We start from the raw sequence: 25,554 nt of genomic DNA, 5'->3' as shown, positions 1-25,554 counted from the left end.
GTCCAGTTGTTCTGGCGCACCACCGAGCATTAATCGACCCCTACAGGCCCTCACCAGCGCAGATTGAAGCTGAGGCCCGCGCGATCATCACCATCCCTGAAACTCGGCTCTGCCCAAAGGTCGAAGCCCATGTCTCGCGCGTGCGGAGCATCAGCTTCAATGCGGTACCCCAGTTGTGCTCTGTCAATACTGCCACTTTCGCCAGAAAGCGCTCCATGTGGGCTGCCAACAAGACCCTTGCCCAGCGTAAACCCGTAGGCTGTCTCAAGGGACCAGCGGGCCGTGCCATCGTCCGTGTCTGTCAATGAAGGGAAGGCCGTTGGGGATAGCAATGCGTCCGGTCCGCCAGACGTGGGATCGCCCAGATCTGTGCGCAGTCGCGCAGACCAGCCACGTTTTGTGTCGGGGTCGGGATTCCAGACCAGCAACAGGCTGAGCCCCCAATTGCGGAAGTTGCCGTCCTCGTGCAGCGCAAGTGCGCGCCCAGAGGCTTCGAGCTCCAACCCCCGGTGCGGGTCGGCAAGGCCGAACCCGCCGCCGACCTCCAGCCCCCAGCCGGTTTCCGCATCGCCGTCATCATGCCGCATCGCCAATCCAAAATGGGGCGTGAACGTCCCGCCAGTGACCAGAGACCTCTCCCATCGGCTCTCAAGGCCAAAGCGTAGGCGCTGTGTTGTGCCGGTGGTTGAACCGAGCGCGGGCTGCGTACCGGTCGCCGACAGCGCCCCGGACGCGGTGCGCGTATAAAGGACGTCCGCCGTGACATCGAGACCAAAGCCGCTTTCGCCTTCAGGCGCTATCAGCGATCCTTTCAGACCCGCCGCCCCCATCTTCCAATTGATTGATGCCTGACGTTCTGGTTCGCCCTCCGGCATAAACGTCATGTGCCCCCATCCGTATCCAAGGGCTGCCCAGCCCTCAAGGCGATCCGTGATCTCAAGTGACGCATAGGGCACAAGTGCGGTCAGGTCTGCCTCAATCCGACCTTCAGCGCCCGGATCGGTTGTGTATCTGTAGGTGATATCCCCATGGCTCTGGGAGAGCATGAGGCCGACGAGACGCTTGTCGCGACGCCAGTCGGTGCCCAGTTGGACGCCAACAACCTCGCCTGTCAGATTCACATCCTCAGCCGTTCCCCCGAACCGCGAAAGCGCCCCTCCGGCCCAGAGCCCCAGGCGGCCCCCGTTGTCCATGTCAGAGGTCAGCGTGAATGCGGTGTCAGCGATTGCCTGTCGGCCCTCTGGCGTTGTGGCATCCGGTTCAGTCCTGATCCCTGACAATGTGCCCGCAGACCCGCGCCCGGCGTTGAGCAGCACTTGTAGCGGGTCTGTGGCCTGCCGGGCAATTTCCGCCCCGCAGCGCCTGTCACCACGGCCTGCACTCGGACCAAGTGGACCCACCTCGGATGTGAATCCGGCGGGCGCACAGGGTTGAATGGTCTGCCCGGCGATCTGACCGCTAAAGCCTGGCACCAGATCGGCGTCAATCCGTTTGGTGATTGCTTCCACGCTCTGCTCACCAACCGTGCGTCCGAATCTGACCAGTGCCGGTCCAATCACCTCCACCGCCGGGTCATCATCATCCACAAGCGTGATCCGCGCCGTCACAGTGCTGACCGCAGATTGCGCCCCCCGGGCAGCATCTGCGCGCCGGGCCGTTACGGATATGGTTTCCTCCAACTCATCCAGACGATCATCCAGCGGCTCCAGCAGGAAGTTGGTCGTCGCGCTGGCGCGCCGGGCCGGGATGGTCAGGCGAAACGCCACCACATCCTTGTAATCGATTCCGGCCGTCGCGGTATCACCAGCCCCGCCCACTGTGACGATGAAATCGGTATCTGCAACAAAACGATCTTGCCCCTCAACGGTCGCTGTTACGACCACCTTGCTCGGCCCGGCACCCTCACCCACCCTCTCGGGCGACACGGCCAGCCTCACTATTTCTGGCGACACGATATAGACCACGCGCACCTGCGGTGCCGCAATGTTGCCATTGCCTGCCACATCACGGGCCACGTTCTCTGCAACGTCGATTGTCACATCGCCACCGCTGTCAGGCGTAATTGCAACCGTGTAGACCGCACCGGACCCGCGCAGGTTGGACGCCGCGCCATTGCCGACAGCGACTTCGGCGAGTTCAAAGCCGCTGACGGGTTCCGAGAACCGAACCGCAACATCAAAGGGCGCAATGCCGGTGATCGCCGGGGGCCCTGAAATCACCACAGTAGGTGCAATTTCATCCACATCCGTGACGGTGATCTCGACATCCTGTGTCGCGCTTTGCGTCGTCACCCCGTCCGCCGCCGTGGCCGTGGCCGTCACCACCAGGGCATAGATGTTGTCCGTGTCCGCGTCCCCCGGCGCCTCGTAATCCGGCGCGGCCCGGAAGGTCACAACGCCGCTGCTGGCATCGATCGCAAACCGCGCCGCATCCCCGCCGCCGGTGATCGCATAAGACAGCGTGCCGGGATCGGCCGTCGCCACCGCCCCGTAGCCCGTCGCCACCCCGTTCTCCGGTGTGCGCACCGCCGCCGCGCTGGTAAAGACCGGCACCCCGACAGTGGTCTGCGGGGCCGCGACGATCCGCACCGCCGCCGCCACGATCGGCGCCGAACGGTTGCCGCGGGCATCGGTATGGGTGAGCGTGACACGGATCTCCTCATCGACATCCGCGGCCCCCGTGCTGTAGCGCGCCTCTGTCGCCCCGGCGATCGCCACCCCGTCGCGCTGCCATTGGTAGGTGAAGGTGCCGAGGCCGTCGCCATCGGCCAGCGCCGTGGTGTCGGCCTCCAGCGTATCGCCCTCGCGCGGGGTCTCGCCCGCCCGGCTGGCATTGGTGATGCGCACCGCACCAACCGTCGGCTCATCCACATCCGTGACGGTGATCTCGACATCCTGTGTCGCGCTTTGCGTCGTCACCCCGTCCGCCGCCGTGGCCGTGGCCGTCACCACCAGGGCATAGATGTTGTCCGTGTCCGCGTCCCCCGGCGCCTCGTAATCCGGCGCGGCCCGGAAGGTCACAACACCGCTGCTGGCATCGATCGCAAACCGCGCCGCATCCGCGCCGCCGGTGATCGCATAAGACAGCGTGCCGGGATCGGCCGCCGCCGCCGCCCCGTAGCCCGTCGCCACCCCGTTCTCCGCTGTGCTGACCGCCGCCGCGCTGGTAAAGACCGGCACCCCGACATTGTTGTCCGCGTTATCGACGATCCGCACCGCCGCCGCCACGATCGGCGCCGAACGGTTGCCGCTGGCATCGGTATGGGTGAGCGTGACACGGATCTCCTCATCGACATCCGCGGCCCCCGTGCTGTAGCGCGCCTCTGTCGCCCCGGCGATCGCCGCCCCGTCGCGCTGCCATTGGTAGGTGAAGGTGCCGAGGCCGTCGCCATCGGCCAGCGCCGTGGTGTCGGCCTCCAGCGTATCGCCCGCGCGCGGGGTCTCGCCCGCCCGGCTGGCATTGGTGATGCGCACCGCACCAACCGTCGGCTCATCCACATCCGTGACGGTGATCTCGACATCCTGTGTCGCGCTTTGCGTCGTCACCCCGTCCGCCGCCGTGGCCGTGGCCGTCACCACCAGGGCATAGATGTTGTCCGTGTCCGCGTCCCCCGGCGCCTCGTAATCCGGCGCGGCCCGGAAGGTCACAACGCCGCTGCTGGCATCGATCGCAAACCGCGCCGCATCCGCGCCGCCGGTGATCGCATAAGACAGCGTGCCGGGATCGGCCGTCGCCACCGCCCCGTAGCCCGTCGCCACCCCGTTCTCCGGTGTGCGCACCGCCGCCGCGCTGGTAAAGACCGGCACCCCGACATTGTTGTCCGCGTTATCGACGATCCGCACCGCCGCCGCCACGATCGGCGCCGAACGGTTGCCGCTGGCATCGGTATGGGTGAGCGTGACACGGATCTCCTCATCGACATCCGCGGCCCCCGTGCTGTAGCGCGCCTCTGTCGCCCCGGCGATCGCCGCCCCGTCGCGCTGCCATTGGTAGGTGAAGGTGCCGAGGCCGTCGCCATCGGCCAGCGCCGTGGTGTCGGCCTCCAGCGTATCGCCCTCGCGCGGGGTCTCGCCCGCCCGGCTGGCATTGGTGATGCGCACCGCACCGACCGTCGGCTCATCCACATCCGTGACGGTGATCTCGACATCCTGTGTCGCGCTTTGCGTCGTCACCCCGTCCGCCGCCGTGGCCGTGGCCGTCACCACCAGGGCATAGATGTTGTCCGTGTCCGCGTCCCCCGGCGCCTCGTAATCCGGCGCGGCCCGGAAGGTCACAACGCCGCTGCTGGCATCGATCGCAAACCGCGCCGCATCCGCGCCGCCGGTGATCGCATAAGACAGCGTGCCGGGATCGGCCGTCGCCACCGCCCCGTAGCCCGTCGCCACCCCGTTCTCCGGTGTGCGCACCGCCGCCGCGCTGGTAAAGACCGGCACCCCGACAGTGGTCTCCGGGGCCGCGACGATCCGCACCGCCGCCGCCACGATCGGCGCCGAACGGTTGCCGCGGGCATCGGTATGGGTGAGCGTGACACGGATCTCCTCATCGACATCCGCGGCCCCCGTGTCGTAGCGCGCCTCTGTCGCCCCGGCGATCGCCGCCCCGTCGCGCTGCCATTGGTAGGTGAAGGTGCCGAGGCCGTCGCCATCGGCCAGCGCCGTGGTGTCGGCCTCCAGCGTATCGCCCTCGCGCGGGGTCTCGCCCGCCCGGCTGGCATTGGTGATGCGCACCGCACCAACCGTCGGCTCATCCACATCCGTGACGGTGATCTCGACATCCTGTGTCGCGCTTTGCGTCGTCACCCCGTCCGCCGCCGTGGCCGTGGCCGTCACCACCAGGGCATAGATGTTGTCCGTGTCCGCGTCCCCCGGCCCCTCGTAATCCGGCGCGGCCCGGAAGGTCACAACGCCGCTGCTGGCATCGATCGCAAACCGCGCCGCATCCGCGCCGCCGGTGATCGCATAAGACAGCGTGCCGGGATCGGCCGTCGCCACCGCCCCGTAGCCCGTCGCCACCCCGTTCTCCGGTGTGCGCACCGCCGCCGCGCTGGTAAAGACCGGCACCCCGACAGTGGTCTCCGGGGCCGCGACGATCCGCACCGCCGCCGCCACGATCGGCGCCGAACGGTTGCCGCGGGCATCGGTATGGGTGAGCGTGACACGGATCTCCTCATCGACATCCGCGGCCCCCGTGTCGTAGCGCGCCTCTGTCGCCCCGGCGATCGCCGCCCCGTCGCGCTGCCATTGGTAGGTGAAGGTGCCGAGGCCGTCGCCATCGGCCAGCGCCGTGGTGTCGGCCTCCAGCGTATCGCCCTCGCGCGGGGTCTCGCCCGCCCGGCTGGCATTGGTGATGCGCACCGCACCAACCGTCGGCTCATCCACATCCGTGACGGTGATCTCGACATCCTGTGTCGCGCTTTGCGTCGTCACCCCGTCCGCCGCCGTGGCCGTGGCCGTCACCACCAGGGCATAGATGTTGTCCGTGTCCGCGTCCCCCGGCGCCTCGTAATCCGGCGCGGCCCGGAAGGTCACAACACCGCTGCTGGCATCGATCGCAAACCGCGCCGCATCCGCGCCGCCGGTGATCGCATAAGACAGCGTGCCGGGATCGGCCGCCGCCGCCGCCCCGTAGCCCGTCGCCACCCCGTTCTCCGCTGTGCTGACCGCCGCCGCGCTGGTAAAGACCGGCACCCCGACATTGTTGTCCGCGTTATCGACGATCCGCACCGCCGCCGCCACGATCGGCGCCGAACGGTTGCCGCTGGCATCGGTATGGGTGAGCGTGACACGGATCTCCTCATCGACATCCGCGGCCCCCGTGCTGTAGCGCGCCTCTGTCGCCCCGGCGATCGCCGCCCCGTCGCGCTGCCATTGGTAGGTGAAGGTGCCGATGCCGTCGCCATCGGCCAGCGCCGTGGTGTCGGCCTCCAGCGTATCGCCCTCGCGCGGGGTCTCGCCCGCCCGGCTGGCATTGGTGAGGCGCACCGCACCGGCCGTCGGCTCATCCACATCCGTGACGGTGATCTCGACATCCTGTGTCGCGCTTTGCGTCGTCACCCCGTCCGCCGCCGTGGCCGTGGCCGTCACCACCAGGGCATAGATGTTGTCCGTGTCCGCGTCCCCCGGCCCCTCGTAATCCGGCGCGGCCCGGAAGGTCACAACGCCGCTGCTGGCATCGATCGCAAACCGCGCCGCATCCGCGCCGCCGGTGATCGCATAAGACAGCGTGCCGGGATCGGCCGTCGCCACCGCCCCGTAGCCCGTCGCCACCCCGTTCTCCGGTGTGCGCACCGCCGCCGCGCTGGTAAAGACCGGCACCCCGACAGTGGTCTCCGGGGCCGCGACGATCCGCACCGCCGCCGCCACGATCGGCGCCGAACGGTTGCCGCGGGCATCGGTATGGGTGAGCGTGACACGGATCTCCTCATCGACATCCGCGGCCCCCGTGTCGTAGCGCGCCTCTGTCGCCCCGGCGATCGCCGCCCCGTCGCGCTGCCATTGGTAGGTGAAGGTGCCGAGGCCGTCGCCATCGGCCAGCGCCGTGGTGTCGGCCTCCAGCGTATCGCCCTCGCGCGGGGTCTCGCCCGCCCGGCTGGCATTGGTGATGCGCACCGCACCAACCGTCGGCTCATCCACATCCGTGACGGTGATCTCGACATCCTGTGTCGCGCTTTGCGTCGTCACCCCGTCCGCCGCCGTGGCCGTGGCCGTCACCACCAGGGCATAGATGTTGTCCGTGTCCGCGTCCCCCGGCGCCTCGTAATCCGGCGCGGCCCGGAAGGTCACAACACCGCTGCTGGCATCGATCGCAAACCGCGCCGCATCCGCGCCGCCGGTGATCGCATAAGACAGCGTGCCGGGATCGGCCGCCGCCGCCGCCCCGTAGCCCGTCGCCACCCCGTTCTCCGCTGTGCTGACCGCCGCCGCGCTGGTAAAGACCGGCACCCCGACATTGTTGTCCGCGTTATCGACGATCCGCACCGCCGCCGCCACGATCGGCGCCGAACGGTTGCCGCTGGCATCGGTATGGGTGAGCGTGACACGGATCTCCTCATCGACATCCGCGGCCCCCGTGCTGTAGCGCGCCTCTGTCGCCCCGGCGATCGCCGCCCCGTCGCGCTGCCATTGGTAGGTGAAGGTGCCGAGGCCGTCGCCATCGGCCAGCGCCGTGGTGTCGGCCTCCAGCGTATCGCCCTCGCGCGGGGTCTCGCCCGCCCGGCTGGCATTGGTGATGCGCACCGCACCGACCGTCGGCTCATCCACATCCGTGACGGTGATCTCGACATCCTGTGTCGCGCTTTGCGTCGTCACCCCGTCCGCCGCCGTGGCCGTGGCCGTCACCACCAGGGCATAGGTGTTGTCCGTGTCCGCGTCCCCCGGCGCCTCGTAATCCGGCGCGGCCCGGAAGGTCACAACGCCGCTGCTGGCATCGATCGCAAACCGCGCCGCATCCCCGCCGCCGGTGATCGCATAAGACAGCGTGCCGGGATCGGCCGTCGCCACCGCCCCGTAGCCCGTCGCCACCCCGTTCTCCGGTGTGCGCACCGCCGCCGCGCTGGTAAAGACCGGCACCCCGACATTGTTGTCCGCGTTATCGACGATCCGCACCGCCGCCGCCACGATCGGCGCCGAACGGTTGCCGCTGGCATCGGTATGGACGACCGCGACACCGATCTCCTCATCGACATCCGCGGCCCCCGTGTCGTAGCGCGCCCCTGTCGCCCCGGCGATCGCCGCCCCGCCGCGCTGCCATTGGTAGGTGAAGGTGCCGATGCCGTCGCCATCGGCCAGCGCCGTGGTGTCGGCCTCCAGCGTATCGCCCTCGCGCGGGGTCTCGCCCGCCCGGCTGGCATTGGTGAGGCGCACCGCACCGGCCGTCGGCTCATCCACATCCGTGACGGTGATCTCGACATCCTGTGTCGCGCTTTGCGTCGTCACCCCGTCCGCCGCCGTGGCCGTGGCCGTCACCACCAGGGCATAGATGTTGTCCGTGTCCGCGTCCCCCGGCCCCTCGTAATCCGGCGCGTCCCGGAACCTCACAACGCCGCTGCTGGCATCGATCGCAAACCGCGCCGCATCCGCGCCGCCGGTGATCGCATAAGACAGCGTGCCGGGATCGGCCGCCGCCACCGCCCCGTAGCCCGTCGCCACCCCGTTCTCCGCTGTGCTGACCGCCGCCGCGCTGGTAAAGACCGGCACCCCGACATTGTTGTCCGCGTTATCGACGATCCGCACCGCCGCCGCCACGATCGGCGCCGAACGGTTGCCGCTGGCATCGGTATGGACGACCGCGACACCGATCTCCTCATCGACATCCGCGGCCCCCGTGTCGTAGCGCGCCTCTGTCGCCCCGGCGATCGCCGCCCCGCCGCGCTGCCATTGGTAGGTGAAGGTGCCGATGCCGTCGCCATCGGCCAGCGCCGTGGTGTCGGCCTCCAGCGTATCGCCCTCGCGCGGGGTCTCGCCCGCCCGGCTGGCATTGGTGAGGCGCACCGCACCGGCCGTCGGCTCATCCACATCCGTGACGGTGATCTCGACATCCTGTGTCGCGCTTTGCGTCGTCACCCCGTCCGCCGCCGTGGCCGTGGCCGTCACCACCAGGGCATAGATGTTGTCCGTGTCCGCGTCCCCCGGCCCCTCGTAATCCGGCGCGTCCCGGAACCTCACAACGCCGCTGCTGGCATCGATCGCAAACCGCGCCGCATCCGCGCCGCCGGTGATCGCATAAGACAGCGTGCCGGGATCGGCCGCCGCCACCGCCCCGTAGCCCGTCGCCACCCCGTTCTCCGCTGTGCTGACCGCCGCCGCGCTGGTAAAGACCGGCACCCCGACATTGTTGTCCGCGTTATCGACGATCCGCACCGCCGCCGCCACGATCGGCGCCGAACGGTTGCCGCTGGCATCGGTATGGACGACCGCGACACCGATCTCCTCATCGACATCCGCGGCCCCCGTGTCGTAGCGCGCCCCTGTCGCCCCGGCAATCGCCGCCCCGCCGCGCTGCCATTGGTAGGTGAAGGTGCCGATGCCGTCGCCATCGGCCAGCGCCGTGGTGTCGGCCTCCAGCGTATCGCCCTCGCGCGGGGTCTCGCCCGCCCGGCTGGCATTGGTGATGCGCACCGCACCGACCGTCGGCTCATCCACATCCGTGACGGTGATCTCGACATCCTGTGTCGCGCTTTGCGTCGTCACCCCGTCCGCCGCCGTGGCCGTGGCCGTCACCACCAGGGCATAGGTGTTGTCCGTGTCCGCGTCCCCCGGCGCCTCGTAATCCGGCGCGGCCCGGAACCTCACAACGCCGCTGCTGGCATCGATCGCAAACCGCGCCGCATCCGCGCCGCCGGTGATCGCATAAGACAGCGTGCCGGGATCGGCCGCCGCCACCGCCCCGTAGCCCGTCGCCACCCCGTTCTCCGCTGTGCTGACCGCCGCCGCGCTGGTAAAGACCGGCACCCCGACATTGTTGTCCGCGTTATCGACGATCCGCACCGCCGCCGCCACGATCGGCGCCGAACGGTTGCCGCTGGCATCGGTATGGACGACCGCGACACCGATCTCCTCATCGACATCCGCGGCCCCCGTGTCGTAGCGCGCCCCTGTCGCCCCGGCAATCGCCGCCCCGCCGCGCTGCCATTGGTAGGTGAAGGTGCCGATGCCGTCGCCATCGGCCAGCGCCGTGGTGTCGGCCTCCAGCGTATCGCCCGCGCGCGGGGTCTCGCCCGCCCGGCTGGCATTGGTGATGCGCACCGCACCGACCGTCGGCTCATCCACATCCGTGACGGTGATCTCGACATCCTGTGTCGCGCTTTGCGTCGTCACCCCGTCCGCCGCCGTGGCCGTGGCCGTCACCACCAGGGCATAGATGTTGTCCGTGTCCGCGTCCCCCGGCGCCTCGTAATCCGGCGCGGCCCGGAAGGTCACAACGCCGCTGCTGGCATCGATCGCAAACCGCGCCGCATCCCCGCCGCCGGTGATCGCATAAGACAGCGTGCCGGGATCGGCCGTCGCCACCGCCCCGTAGCCCGTCGCCACCCCGTTCTCCGGTGTGCGCACCGCCGCCGCGCTGGTAAAGACCGGCACCCCGACATTGTTGTCCGCGTTATCGACGATCCGCACCGCCGCCGCCACGATCGGCGCCGAACGGTTGCCGCTGGCATCGGTATGGACGACCGCGACACCGATCTCCTCATCGACATCCGCGGCCCCCGTGTCGTAGCGCGCCCCTGTCGCCCCGGCAATCGCCGCCCCGCCGCGCTGCCATTGGTAGGTGAAGGTGCCGATGCCGTCGCCATCGGCCAGCGCCGTGGTGTCGGCCTCCAGCGTATCGCCCGCGCGCGGGGTCTCGCCCGCCCGGCTGGCATTGGTGATGCGCACCGCACCAACCGTCGGCTCATCCACATCCGTGACGGTGATCTCGACATCCTGTGTCGCGCTTTGCGTCGTCACCCCGTCCGCCGCCGTGGCCGTGGCCGTCACCACCAGGGCATAGATGTTGTCCGTGTCCGCGTCCCCCGGCGCCTCGTAATCCGGCGCGGCCCGGAAGGTCACAACGCCGCTGCTGGCATCGATCGCAAACCGCGCCGCATCCGCGCCGCCGGTGATCGCATAAGACAGCGTGCCGGGATCGGCCGTCGCCACCGCCCCGTAGCCCGTCGCCACCCCGTTCTCCGGTGTGCGCACCGCCGCCGCGCTGGTAAAGACCGGCACCCCGACATTGTTGTCCGCGTTATCGACGATCCGCACCGCCGCCGCCACGATCGGCGCCGAACGGTTGCCGCTGGCATCGGTATGGACGACCGCGACACCGATCTCCTCATCGACATCCGCGGCCCCCGTGTCGTAGCGCGCCCCTGTCGCCCCGGCAATCGCCGCCCCGCCGCGCTGCCATTGGTAGGTGAAGGTGCCGATGCCGTCGCCATCGGCCAGCGCCGTGGTGTCGGCCTCCAGCGTATCGCCCGCGCGCGGGGTCTCGCCCGCCCGGCTGGCATTGGTGATGCGCACCGCACCAACCGTCGGCTCATCCACATCCGTGACGGTGATCTCGACATCCTGTGTCGCGCTTTGCGTCGTCACCCCGTCCGCCGCCGTGGCCGTGGCCGTCACCACCAGGGCATAGATGTTGTCCGTGTCCGCGTCCCCCGGCGCCTCGTAATCCGGCGCGGCCCGGAAGGTCACAACGCCGCTGCTGGCATCGATCGCAAACCGCGCCGCATCCGCGCCGCCGGTGATCGCATAAGACAGCGTGCCGGGATCGGCCGTCGCCACCGCCCCGTAGCCCGTCGCCACCCCGTTCTCCGGTGTGCGCACCGCCGCCGCGCTGGTAAAGACCGGCACCCCGACATTGTTGTCCGGGGTATCGACATCCGTCACAGTCACGCCAACGTCAGCTACCCGGACCTTGTCATAGCCGCCGCCGGTGACCGCGTGGGTGATCGTGGTGGCCCGGTCCGAAGCGTTATCGATATCATCGTTGACGCCGCTGACCGTGACGGTCTGCGTGGCGCTCCAGTTTTGGGGTGTAAAGGTCAGCGGCCCGCTCACCGTGGCGGCGGTGGTATCGTTGCTTGTCGGTGTGAGTGTCACATTTTCCGTGGGCTGGCTGGCCAGCCTGATCGTGTAGGTTGCCCTGCCGCCATCCTCTGCCACCGTCACTGATTGCGGCGCGACCGTTACGCCAAGCGGCCACGGAACCCTCACCGTATCCGCCGCTACGTTGGGATTGCCGTTGATGTCCCGTGCCGCATCTGCTGCGATGTCGAGCAGCACGTCTCGCCCGCCTGCAGGCGTGATCGTCACGGTCCAGGTGAGGTCCTGGCTGTGACCATCGCGTTGATCCGCCGCCGGCACCAGTGGTGCAGCCGTGCCGCCCACCACCGTGAGGTCGCTCGTCGTGAACCCGGTCACTTCCCTGGAGAAAACTACCCTCACGTCGAAGGGTGTCCTGTCCGTGACCTGCGCCGGCGCGCCTTCAATTGCAACCCTTGGCGGCGCTATGCCACCCAATGACAGCGGGAGGGACGGCTCATTACCGTTACCCTGCGCATCGTAAACCGCATTGGCGGGCAGGCGGATCGAGTAGGTCGCACGAGTGCCCGTAACCTCTGCCCGGTAGAGGAGCCCATTCCATCCCGGAACTTCGGTCAGATTTCTGACCTGCGCACCGTCCGCCTCAAAGTCGCCCACATCAAATCCAACCACCGGCTTGGAGAGGATAATCTCCATATCCCAGGGCATCCCGCTCGGCCCCGGTGATCCCGCCAACGTCACCGTCGGGCGGTTTGTATCCCCCGCACCGCCATAGCCTAATCTGTTGGAGGCGGCAGGGTGGTTCCCGAAGCGGTCGCGAAACGGCGGACGATCCTCCGCCATCATTATGGTGTATGGGGCGCTGCGGAACTCCACTGTGAATACAAAGCGGGTATAATATTTCTTGTTGTCGCCGGCGTAAGTCCAGGGCTCGCCGCGCGGCAACAACGGGCCGGGTCGAGAATATCCCGGGGTAACAACAAGATTTTTGTCCAGGGCCCGCGCAGCCTCTGTTGCGGAGGCATAGTGGTCGATCGTCACCGGATGCGAAAAGTTGATTGTGATCAGCGATTGCTGGCGTTGTGGTGCCAATCCCGCCGCCAGGGACGGTATCGGTCTCGCGCGGCCCATTTCATCGTCAATGACACGCACCGAAACATCAGACACCGCCACATCGCCATAGCCGCCACCGGAGACCGCGTGGGTGATCGTGGCGGTCCGGTCCGAAGCGTTATCGATATCGTCATTGATGCCGCTGACCGTGACGGTCTGCGTGGCACTCCAGTTTTGGGGTGTAAAGGTCAGCGGCCCGCTCACCGTGGCGGCGGTGGTATCGTTGCTTGTCGGTGTGAGTGTCACATTTTCCGTGGGCTGGCTGGCCAGCCTGATCGTGTAGGTCGCCCTGCCGCCATCCTCTGCCACCGTCACTGATTGCGGCGCGACCGTTACGCCAAGCGGCCACGGGACCGTCACCGGATCTGCCGCCACGTTGGGATTGCCGGCGGCGTCCCGTGCCACACCGGCCCCGACGCCGATCTCAAGATCTCCAGTGCCGTCCGGCGTGATCGCCACCGTGTAGGTTTTGACGTCAGAACCCTGGACCGGGGGACTGGCAGCGCCGTTGCTCACGTCGACATCGCCCGCCTCGAATCCGCTCACGGCCTCCGAGAATGTCACCGTCACGGTGAACGGGCGCGTCGTGGTCACCTCATCCGGTGCGCGCGTGATCGAAACCGTAGGCCTGGTGCTGTCCGCGGCATCATCATCGCGGATGGTGAGGGTAAGGCTTGCGATCTCTACCCCGTCATATCCGCCGCCCGTTGCGGTATGTGTAACGATCACCTCCCGCGCGTCGCCGGGATTGTCGACATCATCATCGACCCCGGTCACCGTGACCATCTGCGGCCTGTCCCAGTTTGCCGGGGTGAATATCAGCGCTGCCGGGGCCAGCGTTGCCGCGTCCGTATCGCCGCTGGCGGGCCGCACCGTCACATCGCCCGCAGGCCGGCTTGCAAGCACGATCGTGTAGGTTGCCCTCCCCCCGGCCTCGTCCACGTCCAGCGTGTCCTGCGACAGCGTGACGGGACGCGTCACTGCTGTGACCTGCGCCACCCCGGCACTGTCATTGCCCGCCGCGTCGCGCAGGGCGCCTGCCCGGATGCCGGTGCCGAACGCGCCGTCGGTCACGGGTGTGAGGGTAATCGTGTAGGGCCCGTCCCCGCTGATCTCGGCGGTTGCATTGGTCAGCTCGAGATCGTCCGTTTGCAGGGCTGCGCCGGCAGCAAGACCGTTGGCCTCCGTCACCCGCGCCGTTGTAACCCATGTTCCGTCTGACTGGCGCAGGAGGGCGGAGAGCGTGATGGCGGGGGCGGTTGCATCGTAGCGTCCGATGATCTGGCGGATGGCGATGTTGGAGTTGCCGGCATAATCTGTGAGCGCATCGTCAAGCAGCCCGGCGGCGATCTCTCCATCTGTCCGGGGCGTGAGCGTAAACCTGTAGCCGCGCCCCCGAAGGTTGGGCAGCCTGGTGAAGTTTGTCACCTCTGCGGTATCGCCGAGCACCGCACGCACATCCTCTGCATCGAACCCCACGACCGGTTCGTCAAAGATATACGAAATAGCAAAGGGCCTGTTGGCAAGGGCGGGACCGGTGATCCGCACTCCCGGCGCCTGCCTGTCAATCCCTACAGTCTGTCGCGGGACGGCCTGGCTGGGGTTGCCCGCTATAATGTCCAGCGCCGCCCCCTCGCGCAGGGCCAGGCTCATCAATCGGGTGCCCGTCGGTGTGATTGTTGCGGTGAAGACACGGTATGGTGTGGTCTCGACAAAATCCGAAACCGTTGCCCCCGTCAGGCCTGCGCTGACATCGGCGCTCTCAAAACCCCTTACATTTTCGTCGAAGGTGAAAGTGACGGTAAAGGGGCCCTTGACGAGAAAACGGTCGCTGCCGGGTTCCAGTGACCGGGGGATGCCCGAGAGGGTGGCCCGGGGAGCGGTGATGTCTGATGGGTCAAACACCCCGAACGGCTGGCCCCGGGCACTGTCATTGCCTGCCGCGTCCCGCAGGGCGCTTGCCTTGATAGAGGCGGCAATAGGTGTGTTGTCGAAAACAGGCCGCAACTTGATCTCATAGGGCCCTTTGCCAGAACCCGTCATTTCTGCCGAGGCTAAGGTGAGCTGCAGATCCTCCATCTCCAGCACCGCGCCAGGGGCCAGCGCATTGGCCTCTGTGACGGTGATCTTGCTGATCCAGCTTCCGTCCGACTGGCGGTGCGGGGGACTCGCCGCGATTACAGGCGCGATGTTATCGAGGATGTAGCTGTTTTCGTTCGTGCCTGTGGGCCTTGTGTCCGTCAGGCGGTTGCCGGCCGCATCGGCGATGTCCTGTCCTGGTGCGAGCGCGAGCGTCACGGTTGCGTTGAGGTCGGCGAGATCGCTGCCTGCGACCGTGAGATCCCAGGTGGTCGCCCCGGCCCTCGACCACACCGCGGTCACGGTTGCGGTTGTGCCCCCGACCGTGAAATCCTCCGGCGTGACATTGTCGACCGCCTCGGAGAAGGTGATCCGCCAGACCAGAAGGTCTGCATTTGTCGGCGAGGCCGACGGTGCATGGCGCAGGATCGAGGTGAGGGTCGGGGCGGTGCTGTCTGATGGCAATGCAACCAATACACCTGGGCGTGAGTGCACCTTACCAGAAACATTACCGAGACTGTCCGTGACCTGGACCTCAACTGTAATCTGCCTGCCTGCATCCGCAGCCGTTGTCGTATAGGTTGCTTCCGTCGCACCGGGGATCGGCTGGCCATTGCGGTGCCACTGGAGGGTCACAGTTGGCTCTTTCTCGTGGTTATTGTCCTCGTCTGTAAACCTTACCAGAACGGACAATTCGTCATTTATCCGGATCGGCGATGACAGGCCATGCTGGTTCAGGATGGTCATGTCACCAAAAACCGTCGGGTCATCGGCGTCGGTGATTGTGACTTCGACACTCTGTCGCGTCCTTTTCGCAACGCTGCCATCCAGCGCCGTGGCCGTCGCTTCCACCTCGAAGCGATAGGCATTGTTGCTGTCGCCATCCATCGGGCGTTCGTAGTTGGGCGGCTCCCTGAAGGACACCATGCCGCTGGTGGCATCTATTGAGAACAGGGCTGCATCGGGACCAGCCGGGATCGCATAGGTGATCCTGTAAGGCCACGTGCCCCCTGACACGTCTGCTGCAGCCCTGTAGCCTGTCGCTGTCGTGTTCTCCGGCGTTCGCGCGACCGCTGTGCTCGTAAACAGCAGGATCGGACCCAGTTCCTCGGCCCGGACCGGGTCCACCGCGGCGCTGTCATTGCCTGCCGCGTCGCGCAGGGCGCTTGCCCGGATGGCGAAACTGAACGCACCGCCCCTAATAGGCGTCAGCGCGACCTGATAGGGGCCCTTGCCCGCGCCTGTCACCTCTGCGGTTGCGTTGACGAGCTCAAGGTCGTCCACCTCCAGCGCCGCGCCGGGGGCCAGCGTATTGGCTTCCGCGACGGTGATCTCGCTCACCCAGCGCCCGTCCGACTGGCGCTCAAGGGGGCCTGATGCAAGAACAGGGGCAATCGTGTCACGGGTGTATGTTGCATCATCCGGGCGACTGTCCGTCGGATCAGGGTCGTCCAGAGCTGCGCCTGCCAAGTCGGTAATATTGCGCCGCGCGATAAACTTCTTCGAGAGGTCGATTCTGATATCTCCGTTGAAATCGCGCAGAGAGGCTCCGGACATTGACACCTCCCACACCCTCGCTAGCCCCGCACTGTTTTGGCCAACAGGGTCAGTCCTCATGTTCAGACGCCGGCTATCCAATACTCCTCCACCATAGCTTATCACGAACGCCCTTTTCCGGAAGCCCTTGACCGGATTGTTGAATGTGAGGCGCCAGGTCAGCCGCTCCGCGCCGGTCTCCCTTTCCTGTGGTTCATGGCGGGTGATCGAGACAAGCCGTGGGGGGGCCAGACCCGCCACCACAACCGGGTCCACCGCGGCGCTGTCATTGCCCGCCGCGTCGCGCAGGGCGCTTGCCCGGATGGCGAAACTGAACGCACCGTCCGCGCGCGGTGTCAGCGCGACCTGATAGGGCCCCTTGCCCGAGCCTGTCACCTCTGCGACTGCGTTGACGAGCTCAAGGTCTTCCACCTCTAGGCGCGCGCCGGGGGCCAGCGTATTGGCTTCCGTGACGGTGATCTCGCTGACCCAGCGCCCGTCGGACTGGCGCTCAAGGCGGCCTGGTGCGAGAACAGGGGCAATGCTGTCGCGGGTGTATGTTGCATCATCCGGGCGACTGTTCGTCGGAACAGGGTCGTCCAGAGCTGCGCCTGCCGCGTCGGTAATATTGCGAGACGAGATGACCGTATTCGAGAGGAATAACCTGATATTTCCGTTGAAATCGCCCATATTGGCTCCGGAAGCCGACACGTCCCACACCCTCGCCCGCCCCGCACTGTTTTGGCCAACAGGGTCAGCCTTGAGGTTCAGGCGCTGGACATCCAATATTTCTGTATTTCCAACACGGTCTGTCACGATCGTCCCTATCGGGGGGCCATCGACGGGCTTGTTGAATGTGAGGCGCCAGGTCAGTCGCTCCGCGCGGGTCTGCCTTTCCTGTGGTTCATGGCGGACAAGCGAGACAAGCCGGGGGATCACCCGGTTCGTGGCGGTCGCCGCGACCTGCGCCACCGCGGCGCTGTCATTGCCCGCCGCGTCGCGCAGGGCGCTTGCCCGGATGGCGAAACTGAACGCACCGTCCGCGCGCGGTGTCAGCGCGACCTGATAGGGCCCCTTGCCCGCGCCTGTCAGCTCTGCGCCTGCGTTGACGAGCTCAAGATCCCCCACCTCCAGGCGCGCGCCGGGGGCCAGCGTATTGGCTTCCGTGACGGTGATCTCGCTGACCCAGCGCCCGTCCGACTGGCGCTCAAGGGGGCCTGGTGCGAGAACAGGGGCAATGCTGTCGCGGGTGTATGTTGCATCATCCGGGCGACTGTCCGTCGGCGCAGTGTTGGCCAGGGATGTGCCTGCCGCGTCGATAATATCGCTGCCCGTCCCCGAGAGGAAGAGCCTGATATCTCCGTTAAAACCGGTGAGGGCTTTTCCGCCAGCTGTAAAGTACCACGCCTTTGCCGGACCCCTGATCTTGTGGTCAACAGGGTAAACGTTGGGGCTCAACCCTTTTACATCCAGATCCGAACTGTACTGGGCGGAGAAGTGCCTTTTTTTGAGAGCATTTTTGAGACCATCGACGGGCTTGTTGAATGTGAGGCGCCAGGTCAGTCGCTCCGCGCGGGTTATTCTGTCCTGCGGAGAGGCGCGGGTGATCGAGACAAGCCGGGGCGGGGCCAGATCCGCCACCACAACCGGGTCCACTGCGGCACTGTCATTGCCCGCCTCATCCCGCAGGGCCCCTGCCCGGATGCCGAAACTGAACTCCTGCTTTGCCACAACCGGCCTCAGCGTGACCTGATAGGGTCCCTTGCCCGAGCCTGTCACCTCTGCGGTTGCGTTGGCGAGTTCAAGATGCCGCAGCACCAGCCGCGCGCCGCCGGCCAGCGCATTGGCCTCCGTGACGGTGACCGTGCTTCTCCAGCTTCCGTCCGGCTGAAAGGTGGGAGTGCCTGGTGCGAGAACGGGGCTCGCATTGTCGAACGTGTAGGTCCGGTGTATCGGCGCATTTGAGATCGAAGTTGGAGCCCGGTTGCTCAGGGCGTTGCCTGCCGCGTCATTGATTGTCGCGTTGACTTGGATATCGAGTTGCAGGTTTCGATTGTAATTGGCCAAAGCGCGCCCCGAAAATCCCACATCCCAGGTCGCGGCAAGACCTGTGCCCGTCGGGGATACAGGTCTGGTGTCTATCCAAAGCCCCCCCTGCGAAAAGCTTGGATCCCAGGGATTGGGAACGAAATCGAGAGGGTCCACGTCCCGGACCGGCTTGTCGAAGGTCACACGCCAGATGACTCTGTCCGCACGGGTTACGCCTTCCCGCGGTGAATGCCGGTGTATCGAGACCACCTTCGGTCCCGACGCTGCGTCATCTCCAAAAACTCCAATTTCGGCTATGTTGAGATATTTTCGACCGGGTCCGGGAAGTTGAACCCTGACATATCGCCCGAGCGTGTCCAGCTTCAACCGGGTCGGACGCTGCATCCGCCCGGGAAAGTGTTTCACATACACGCCCGGGGTCTTTTTAAGTATCTCAATTTTGTTGCTTGGGAAAGGTCTCTCGGAGACCAGGACATAAAAGTTGGTCATACGGTCCACGCAGCATGTGTCCGTCCTGTTGTAAAGCAGTACCTCGGTAATCCGCTTGCGACTGCCGAGATCCACCTGCAACCATGGTTCAAAATCGTTGTTGGTATGCGCGACAGACTTGGCTCCAGTGAAACCGTTTGCATCGCCATCGAATGCGCGATGGGCTCCGTTGGCCCCAAAGGTGGAAGACAGGCTTCCCACCACGCCCGGGTCGCGGGCGAGGTTTCTCACCTGTGCATGAGCCAGCGTTACGGTCAGGAGGAGTGCGGCAAGCATCCAGGCAAGCAGTGAAACCAGCACCGCCATTCGCCGCGCCCGGGTACGCCTCCCGCCCGTTGATACGCTATGCACTGCGCCCGGCGTCACGCCTGCTCCGATGCAGAGATTGGAGCCTCACCGATTTCCGGAAATTCTCTAATATATTGATATATAATTGTTTTTTTAAGTGGGGGGGGGGGTAATTCTTTCATGGCATCACCCGGGTGGCACCATTGCCTGTGCCACATTACAGTAGCTCCTGGTAAGATTGAGGCTGCCTTCGCTGCCTTGATGCTCCGCATCGAACGCATCCACAGCCGCCGCACTGAGTCCAGCATGTGCTGTAATGAGCAGGTATATGATATATCCTGAAGCAAGAGGCGAAGATACCTTTTTACAGGCCAGAAGACCGCGTGCGTGTCTCTCTGGCTTCATACCGGCGTGCTGCCGGAAATAAGCGTTTGCGGGTCTGTATCGTTGTCGCCAAGAATACAGAAATTCTGGTCCTCATTTTAGTCTTCCCTGAGCGCATGCGTGATCTGGTCCGTCACCGGCTGGACCAGATAGGACAGTATAGTGCGGTTTGCGGTCGTGATAAATCCCTCGACCGGCATACCGGGTTTCAGGGTTCCTTTGCCGATCTTGTCTTCCTCGCCGGGCGCGAGCCGCAATCGCACGGCAAAGACCTGCGCCCCCGTGATTTCGTCGCGCGTGGTTTCTGCGGCGGCGGAGAAGACATTCGCTTCCAGTTCCGGTGTCGTGCGCTGGTTGAGGCCGGATAGTCGCACGACGGCCTTCTGGCCGATATGGACCTGATCGATATCATCCGGAGCCACCTTTGTTTCAATGACAAGGGCGTCTTCATTGGGCACGATCTGCATGATCGGTTCGGCCGGGCTGATGAAGGCACCTTTGGTGTAAACGGCGAGCTGGTGGACATACCCGGTTTGCGGTGCCCTGATCTCCATGCGTGACAACCGGTCCAGCAATGCCATCTTCTGTTCGCCCAACTGCGCGATTTCCCGTCTGGCCTGCTGAAGCGCCTCCAGGACCTGCGCACGATGGTTTTCCTGAACCTGCAAAGCCATCACACGTCGCTCGCTGATCGCCAGTCCAGCCCGCGCCGCTTCAGCGAGCAGTACCCCGCGCTCGGCCACAAGCCGGGTTTTTGTGCGCCGCGCGGCCAGAACCCGATGAAGCGGCACGAGAGACTGTTCCATCAGTTTCTCAAGACCTGTCAGTTCCTGTTTGACCAGCGTGATTTCCTCGGCTTTGGCCTTGGCCTGAATCTCAAGGCCGTCAATCTGGCTTCGCAATTGCCTGATCTGTTCGTTGAGCTGCGTCATGCGCCCGGCGAGGCCGCTGCTTCTGGCATCCTTCAATGCGCGCTGGCCGGTGAGGACGCTGGCCAGTTCAGCTTCCGCGGATCGCTCGGTCAGTTCACGTGGGAACACGATATCCGGTGTTCCGTCACGCTCCGCCACAAGTCGCGCCTGGGTTGCCAGCAGATCATCAAGCTGTTTGCTGATGGTTGCGAAGGTGGCCCGTGTGAGAGCGTCATCGAGTCGCAACAGCCGCTCACCGGCTCTGACCAGTTCGCCTTCCTTCACGAGAATTTCCGCAACAATGCCCCCTTCCTTGTGCTTGATGGTCTTGACATTGCTCTCCACGACAACGGCACCCGGCGCGATTACGGCACCGGATATCTGCATCCACGCAGCCCAGCCGACCATAAAGGCCAGCAGGCCGATCAGAAACAGACCAGCCCCCCAGAGATGTCGTGCAATGCTTGTCCTGAGTGTCCTGTCGGTTGCCTTCATGGTTTCCTCATACTGCCCGCACCGACGTCGTGCCGTGTGACAGCACGCGTGACAGCACTTCCCGCTTCGCGCCGAAATCCACGATCCGGCCATGGCTCATGGCCAGAACCAGATCGACGCCAGCCAGAGCACTCGGCCGGTGGGCAATGACAATCACGATGGACCCGGCTGCCCGCATGGTTTGAATGGCGTTGGTGAGCGCCGCTTCGCCGGCGGCGTCAAGGTTGGAGTTCGGTTCATCCAGCACAACCAGGAAGGGATTGCCGTAAAGGGCACGGGCCAAAGCGATCCGCTGTATTTGCCCTCCCGACAGACCTTTTCCGTCGGGACCTGTTTCGGTGTCATATCCGTCTGGCAGTCCTGTAACCAGGTCATGCGCATCGGCAAGCCGTGCGGCCTCAATGATGTCAGCGGCCTGTGCGCCGGCTTCAAATCGGGCGATATTCTGCGCAATCGTGCCGGCAAAAAGCTGTATATTCTGCGGCAGATAACCGATGAAAGTGCCGCGTCGCGCCCTCGGCCACTGATGAAAATAGGCGCCGTCCAGCCGCACGTCTCCGCCCAGGGCGGGATAGACGCCGACAAGCAATCTCGCCAGGGTTGTCTTGCCCGCGCCCGAAGGGCCGATGACACCGAGCCCGTCACCAGCTTCAAGGGCAAAGCCGATATTTCGGAGCACGGGAGTGCTTTCGGGGCCTGCCATCACGGCGTCCAGCGACAATGTTTTCGAGGGCAGCGGCAGTTCCAGGCGCCTGGGTTCCACCGGATGGTTCTGCAGTGCCTCGCGCAGACGCCGCACGCCCTGACGTGCCGCAAGGAAGCCACGCCACTGACCGACGGCCTGTTCGACCGGTGACAGGGCCCGCGATGTCAGAATGGAGGCTGCAATCATGATGCCAGGTGTGATTTCCTGGCTGATCGCCAGCCATGCACCCGCACCCAGAACACCCGATTGCAGCATGAACCGGAACGTCTTGATGCAAGTGCCAAAGAAGCTGGTCAGGTCGGCCGCCCGCCGCTGCTTCTGGAGAAACGTACCGTTGTCCTTGTCCCAGCTGGTCTTCAGTGCGCCCATCATGCCCATGGCGGCGATGGCTTCGGCATTGCGCCTGGCCTGCTCGACCATGCGGCTGCGCGACAGGGCGTGGTGGTTCATGTCAGCGGCTGGCTTGCGTGACATTGCTTCGTTGAGGCCGATCAGGATGCAGATGACAACCCCACCGCCTGTCGCAATCAGCCCCAGGACCGGGTGGAAGATATAGATGATGCCGAGATAAAACGGCATCCAGGGAATGTCGAAGATGGCAGATGGTCCGGGGCCGGCGAGAAACTGCCGTGCGGCCTCAAGATCGCGAACCGGATCCAGCCCCTCGGCCTTACGCCCGGCATGAACCGGCAGAAGCACAGAGCACTCATATCCCGCCGCTGAAAGCTGTGTGTCGAAACGCTGGCCGATGCGCAACAGTACGCGTGAGCGGATGGCTTCGAGAAGCCCGTAGAAAGCATACAGGCCAATCACCAGCCCTGCCAGCACACCGAGGGTCGGAATCGAGTTGCTGGCAAGCACCCGATCATAGATCTGCAGCATGAAAAACGGACCCGTGAGCATGAGCAGGTTGATCGGCAGGCTGATCAACCCGACACCGAAAAAAGCCTGCCGCAGTGTCCTGAAGCATCGTTCAACAAGCATGGTCTGGCATCCGGGCACTTGCTTACATGAATGCAAAGTCATCGGCCGAAAAATCCGAAGACATCACATTTTCCACCGTGATCGTGTTTTCGGCACCGAGGCTGATGACTGTGTCACTGCCGTTTGTTGCCTGGCTTATGTCAAGGTCTGCAAATGACGTAAAGCCACTGATGCTCTGGAAGCGTATTATTTCGCCGTCAGAAAAGTGGCCATTACCGAATCCGTCGATCGTGTCGCGCCCAAACCCGCTCTCAAATACAAATGTATCATTTCCGCCCCCGCCGTAGAGCCTGTCATCGCCCGCCCCACCGTTCAGCGTGTCGTTGCCACTGCCGCCCCGTAAAAGGTCATCGCCTGCCCCACCGTTCAGAATATCATTGCCTGCGTCGGCATGATCTACTCCGATGCGCCGCCCATCGCCATAGAGAATGTCATTGCCCGCGCCGCCGTTCAGGGTATCGTTGCCCGCGCCCGCGCGAAAAAAGTTGCTTTCATCGCCGCCGCTCAGCGTGTCGGCGTGGCTGCTTCCCAATACATGCTCAAAGTTCGAAATCACATCGCCTTGGGCATCGCCACCGGATGCAGTCTGACCCCCTCCTTGAGCGGAAAGGTTGACCGTCACACCGCCTGAAGATCGGGAATAGTTCAAGACGTCATTGCCACTGCCACCGTCCATCGTGTCAGCGCCCGCACCACCATAAAAAACGTCATTGCCCCCTCCTCCAGTCAGCGTGTTATTGCCACTGTCACCGGAAAGATGATCCCAGTAATCACTGCCCAGGACCGCTTCAATATCCATCAGGGTATCGCCCTGTGCATCCCCGCGCAGTCCGATTCCCTTGGCAAGGTCGACCGTCACACCGGACGGGGAGCCGGAGTAATCAACCGTATCACGACCGCTGCCGCCGTTTATGGTATCGGCCCCGGCCCCACCGATCAAAGTGTCATTTCCGCTGCCGCCATTCAGCGTGTCGTCGCCCGCTCCGCCACTCAGGGTGTTTTTGCTGGTTGAACCGGTCAGCGTGTCATTGTGACTGCTACCGATGACGGCCTCAACAAGGCTGATGGTATCGCCTTGTGCGTCACCGCCAGACGCGGTGCCCCTGGCAAGGTCGATCGTCACACCGGCCGGGGAGCCGGAGTAATCAACCGTATCACGCTCGGTGCCGCCGTTTATGGTATCTGCCCCGGCCCCACCGATCAAAGTGTCACTTCCTCTGCCGCCGGTTAGCGTGTCGTCGCCCGCACCGCCGTTCAGCGTATCGTTGATTCTTCCGTCATTTCCGGTCAGGTGATCGTTATGATCGCTGCCCAGAACGGTTTCCACATTCACGATGGTATCACCATGAGCGTCACCGCCAGACGCGGTGCCGCTGGCAAGGTCGATCGTCACACCGGCCGGGGAGCCGGAGTAGTCAACCGTATCACGACCGCTGCCGCCGTTTATGGTATCTGCCCCGGCCCCACCGATCAAAGTGTCATTTCCGCTGCCACCGTTCAGCGTGTCGTCGCCCGCCCTGCCGTTCAGTGTATCATTGATTTTTTTATTACTTCCGGTCAGTCGGTCATTGTAGTCGCTGCCCAGAACGGTTTCCACATTCACGATGGTATCACCATGAGCGTCACCGCCAATCCCGGTTCCCCTGGCAAGGTTGACCGTCACACCGGCCGGGGAGCCGGAGTAATCTCCCACATCGGCCCCGGCCCCGCCGTCTATAGTATCGGCCCCAGCTCCACCGATCAAAGTGTCATTTCCGTCTCCACCACTGAGCGCGTCGTTGCCGGTGCTGCCATTGAGCGTGTCATTTCCACCTCCACCGCTGAGCGTGTCCTCGCCGCTGCCGCCGTTCAGCGTGTCCTCGCCGTTTCCGCCATCAAGTTTATCATTGCCGTCCGCGCCATTGAGCGTGTCATTTCCGTCTCCGCCACTGAACGTGTTATTGGTACCTGAACCGTTCAGTGTGTCATTGTGACTGCTGCCGACGACGGCCTCGATATCCCAAAAACTGTCGCCCTGCGCATCCCCGCCAGACCCGAATCCAGCAGCGAGATTGACCGTCACCGCGCTTTGGGAACTGGAATAGTCCGCTGTATCAAAACCGTTGCCACCACGCAGAAGGTCTCCGCCAGGACCACCATTCAGCGTATCGTTGCCGTCGCGACCGTGTAGCTGGTCACCAGCACTGCTGCCGTTCAGCGTATCGTTGCCGTCACCTCCGACCAGAACACCACGGTCACTGCCGGTAAGGTTCAAGGTGTCGTCTCCGGCGTCTCCATAAAGCACATCAAAGCCACCACCACCAGCATTCAGAATGTCGTTGCCATTGCCGCCGTGCAACTTATCAGCGCCAGCCCCGCCATTGAGCGTGTCATCGCCATCACCACCGTAGAGCCGGTCACGGCCATCGCCCCCATTCAGCGTATCTGCGCCGCCCTGCCCATAAAGAACATCTGCACCCTTGTCGCCCGTTAAGACATCGACACCATTCCCCCCATACTGCATCGTGGGCAAACCGTTCTTAACCGCAGTGAGATAACCCGCAATTGCCTCTGTAAATTGGGGAGGGTTGATAATACCATCTCCCTCAAACTTGAGATTTGGTATCTTTGCATCTGTAGGAATGTCCACGCGCGGGCCTATTGTACTTGAAAATATTGCATACGGCGTCCACGGCGCACGCCCATCGGCATTTACCTGTAAATCCCATGACCTGCTATTCTTGAACCAGCCCTGGAAAATCAGCGCCCCCTGGGGCACAAGCATGCCGCCGTCGTCAACAAGGGCCAAAACCAGACTGCTTCCCAGACGGGCGAACGCGGCATTGTACGGGGTGGTATCGGCAGCCAGATTGACAATGTAGCTATCCCCGGCACGCGGAGCGAGTGTGCGTCCGGTGCTCGTGTAGTTCAACGTCAGTGTGTAGCGCGCCATTTCTTCATCCCTTTGCCCAAATCACGATTTCGTTACCCGTTATCACCCTAAGCTGCAATAATATTC

At 64.7% G+C, this 25,554-nt stretch carries 4 protein-coding genes; all 4 read right to left on the bottom strand.

Annotated features, from left to right (window positions below; genetic code table 11):
- Positions 1-50: 50 nt before the first annotated feature.
- Positions 51-19,094: an Ig-like domain-containing protein gene (locus tag ACOERD_RS28395; RefSeq protein WP_419741247.1), complete on the bottom strand. Its 19,044-nt coding sequence runs from the start codon at positions 19,092-19,094 to the stop codon at positions 51-53.
- Positions 19,095-19,558: 464 nt separating this feature from the next.
- A complete protein-coding gene (locus tag ACOERD_RS28390; protein WP_419741246.1) occupies positions 19,559-20,866 on the bottom strand; it encodes an HlyD family type I secretion periplasmic adaptor subunit in 1,308 nt (435 codons plus the stop codon).
- A 7-nt stretch (positions 20,867-20,873) separates the two neighbouring features.
- Positions 20,874-22,556, bottom strand: a complete 1,683-nt coding sequence (locus tag ACOERD_RS28385; RefSeq protein ID WP_419741245.1) for a type I secretion system permease/ATPase — start codon at positions 22,554-22,556, stop codon at positions 20,874-20,876.
- A gap of 22 nt (positions 22,557-22,578) precedes the next feature.
- Positions 22,579-25,488: a hypothetical protein gene (locus tag ACOERD_RS28380; RefSeq protein ID WP_419741244.1), complete on the bottom strand. Its 2,910-nt coding sequence runs from the start codon at positions 25,486-25,488 to the stop codon at positions 22,579-22,581.
- Positions 25,489-25,554 lie beyond the last annotated feature (66 nt).

Origin of the sequence: Ruegeria sp. (assembly GCF_965199275.1) — a bacterium.
Lineage (GTDB): Bacteria > Pseudomonadota > Alphaproteobacteria > Rhodobacterales > Rhodobacteraceae > Ruegeria.
The sequence above is the reverse complement of the archived record's forward strand: the minus strand, read 5'-3'. Positions and strand labels throughout refer to the sequence as shown.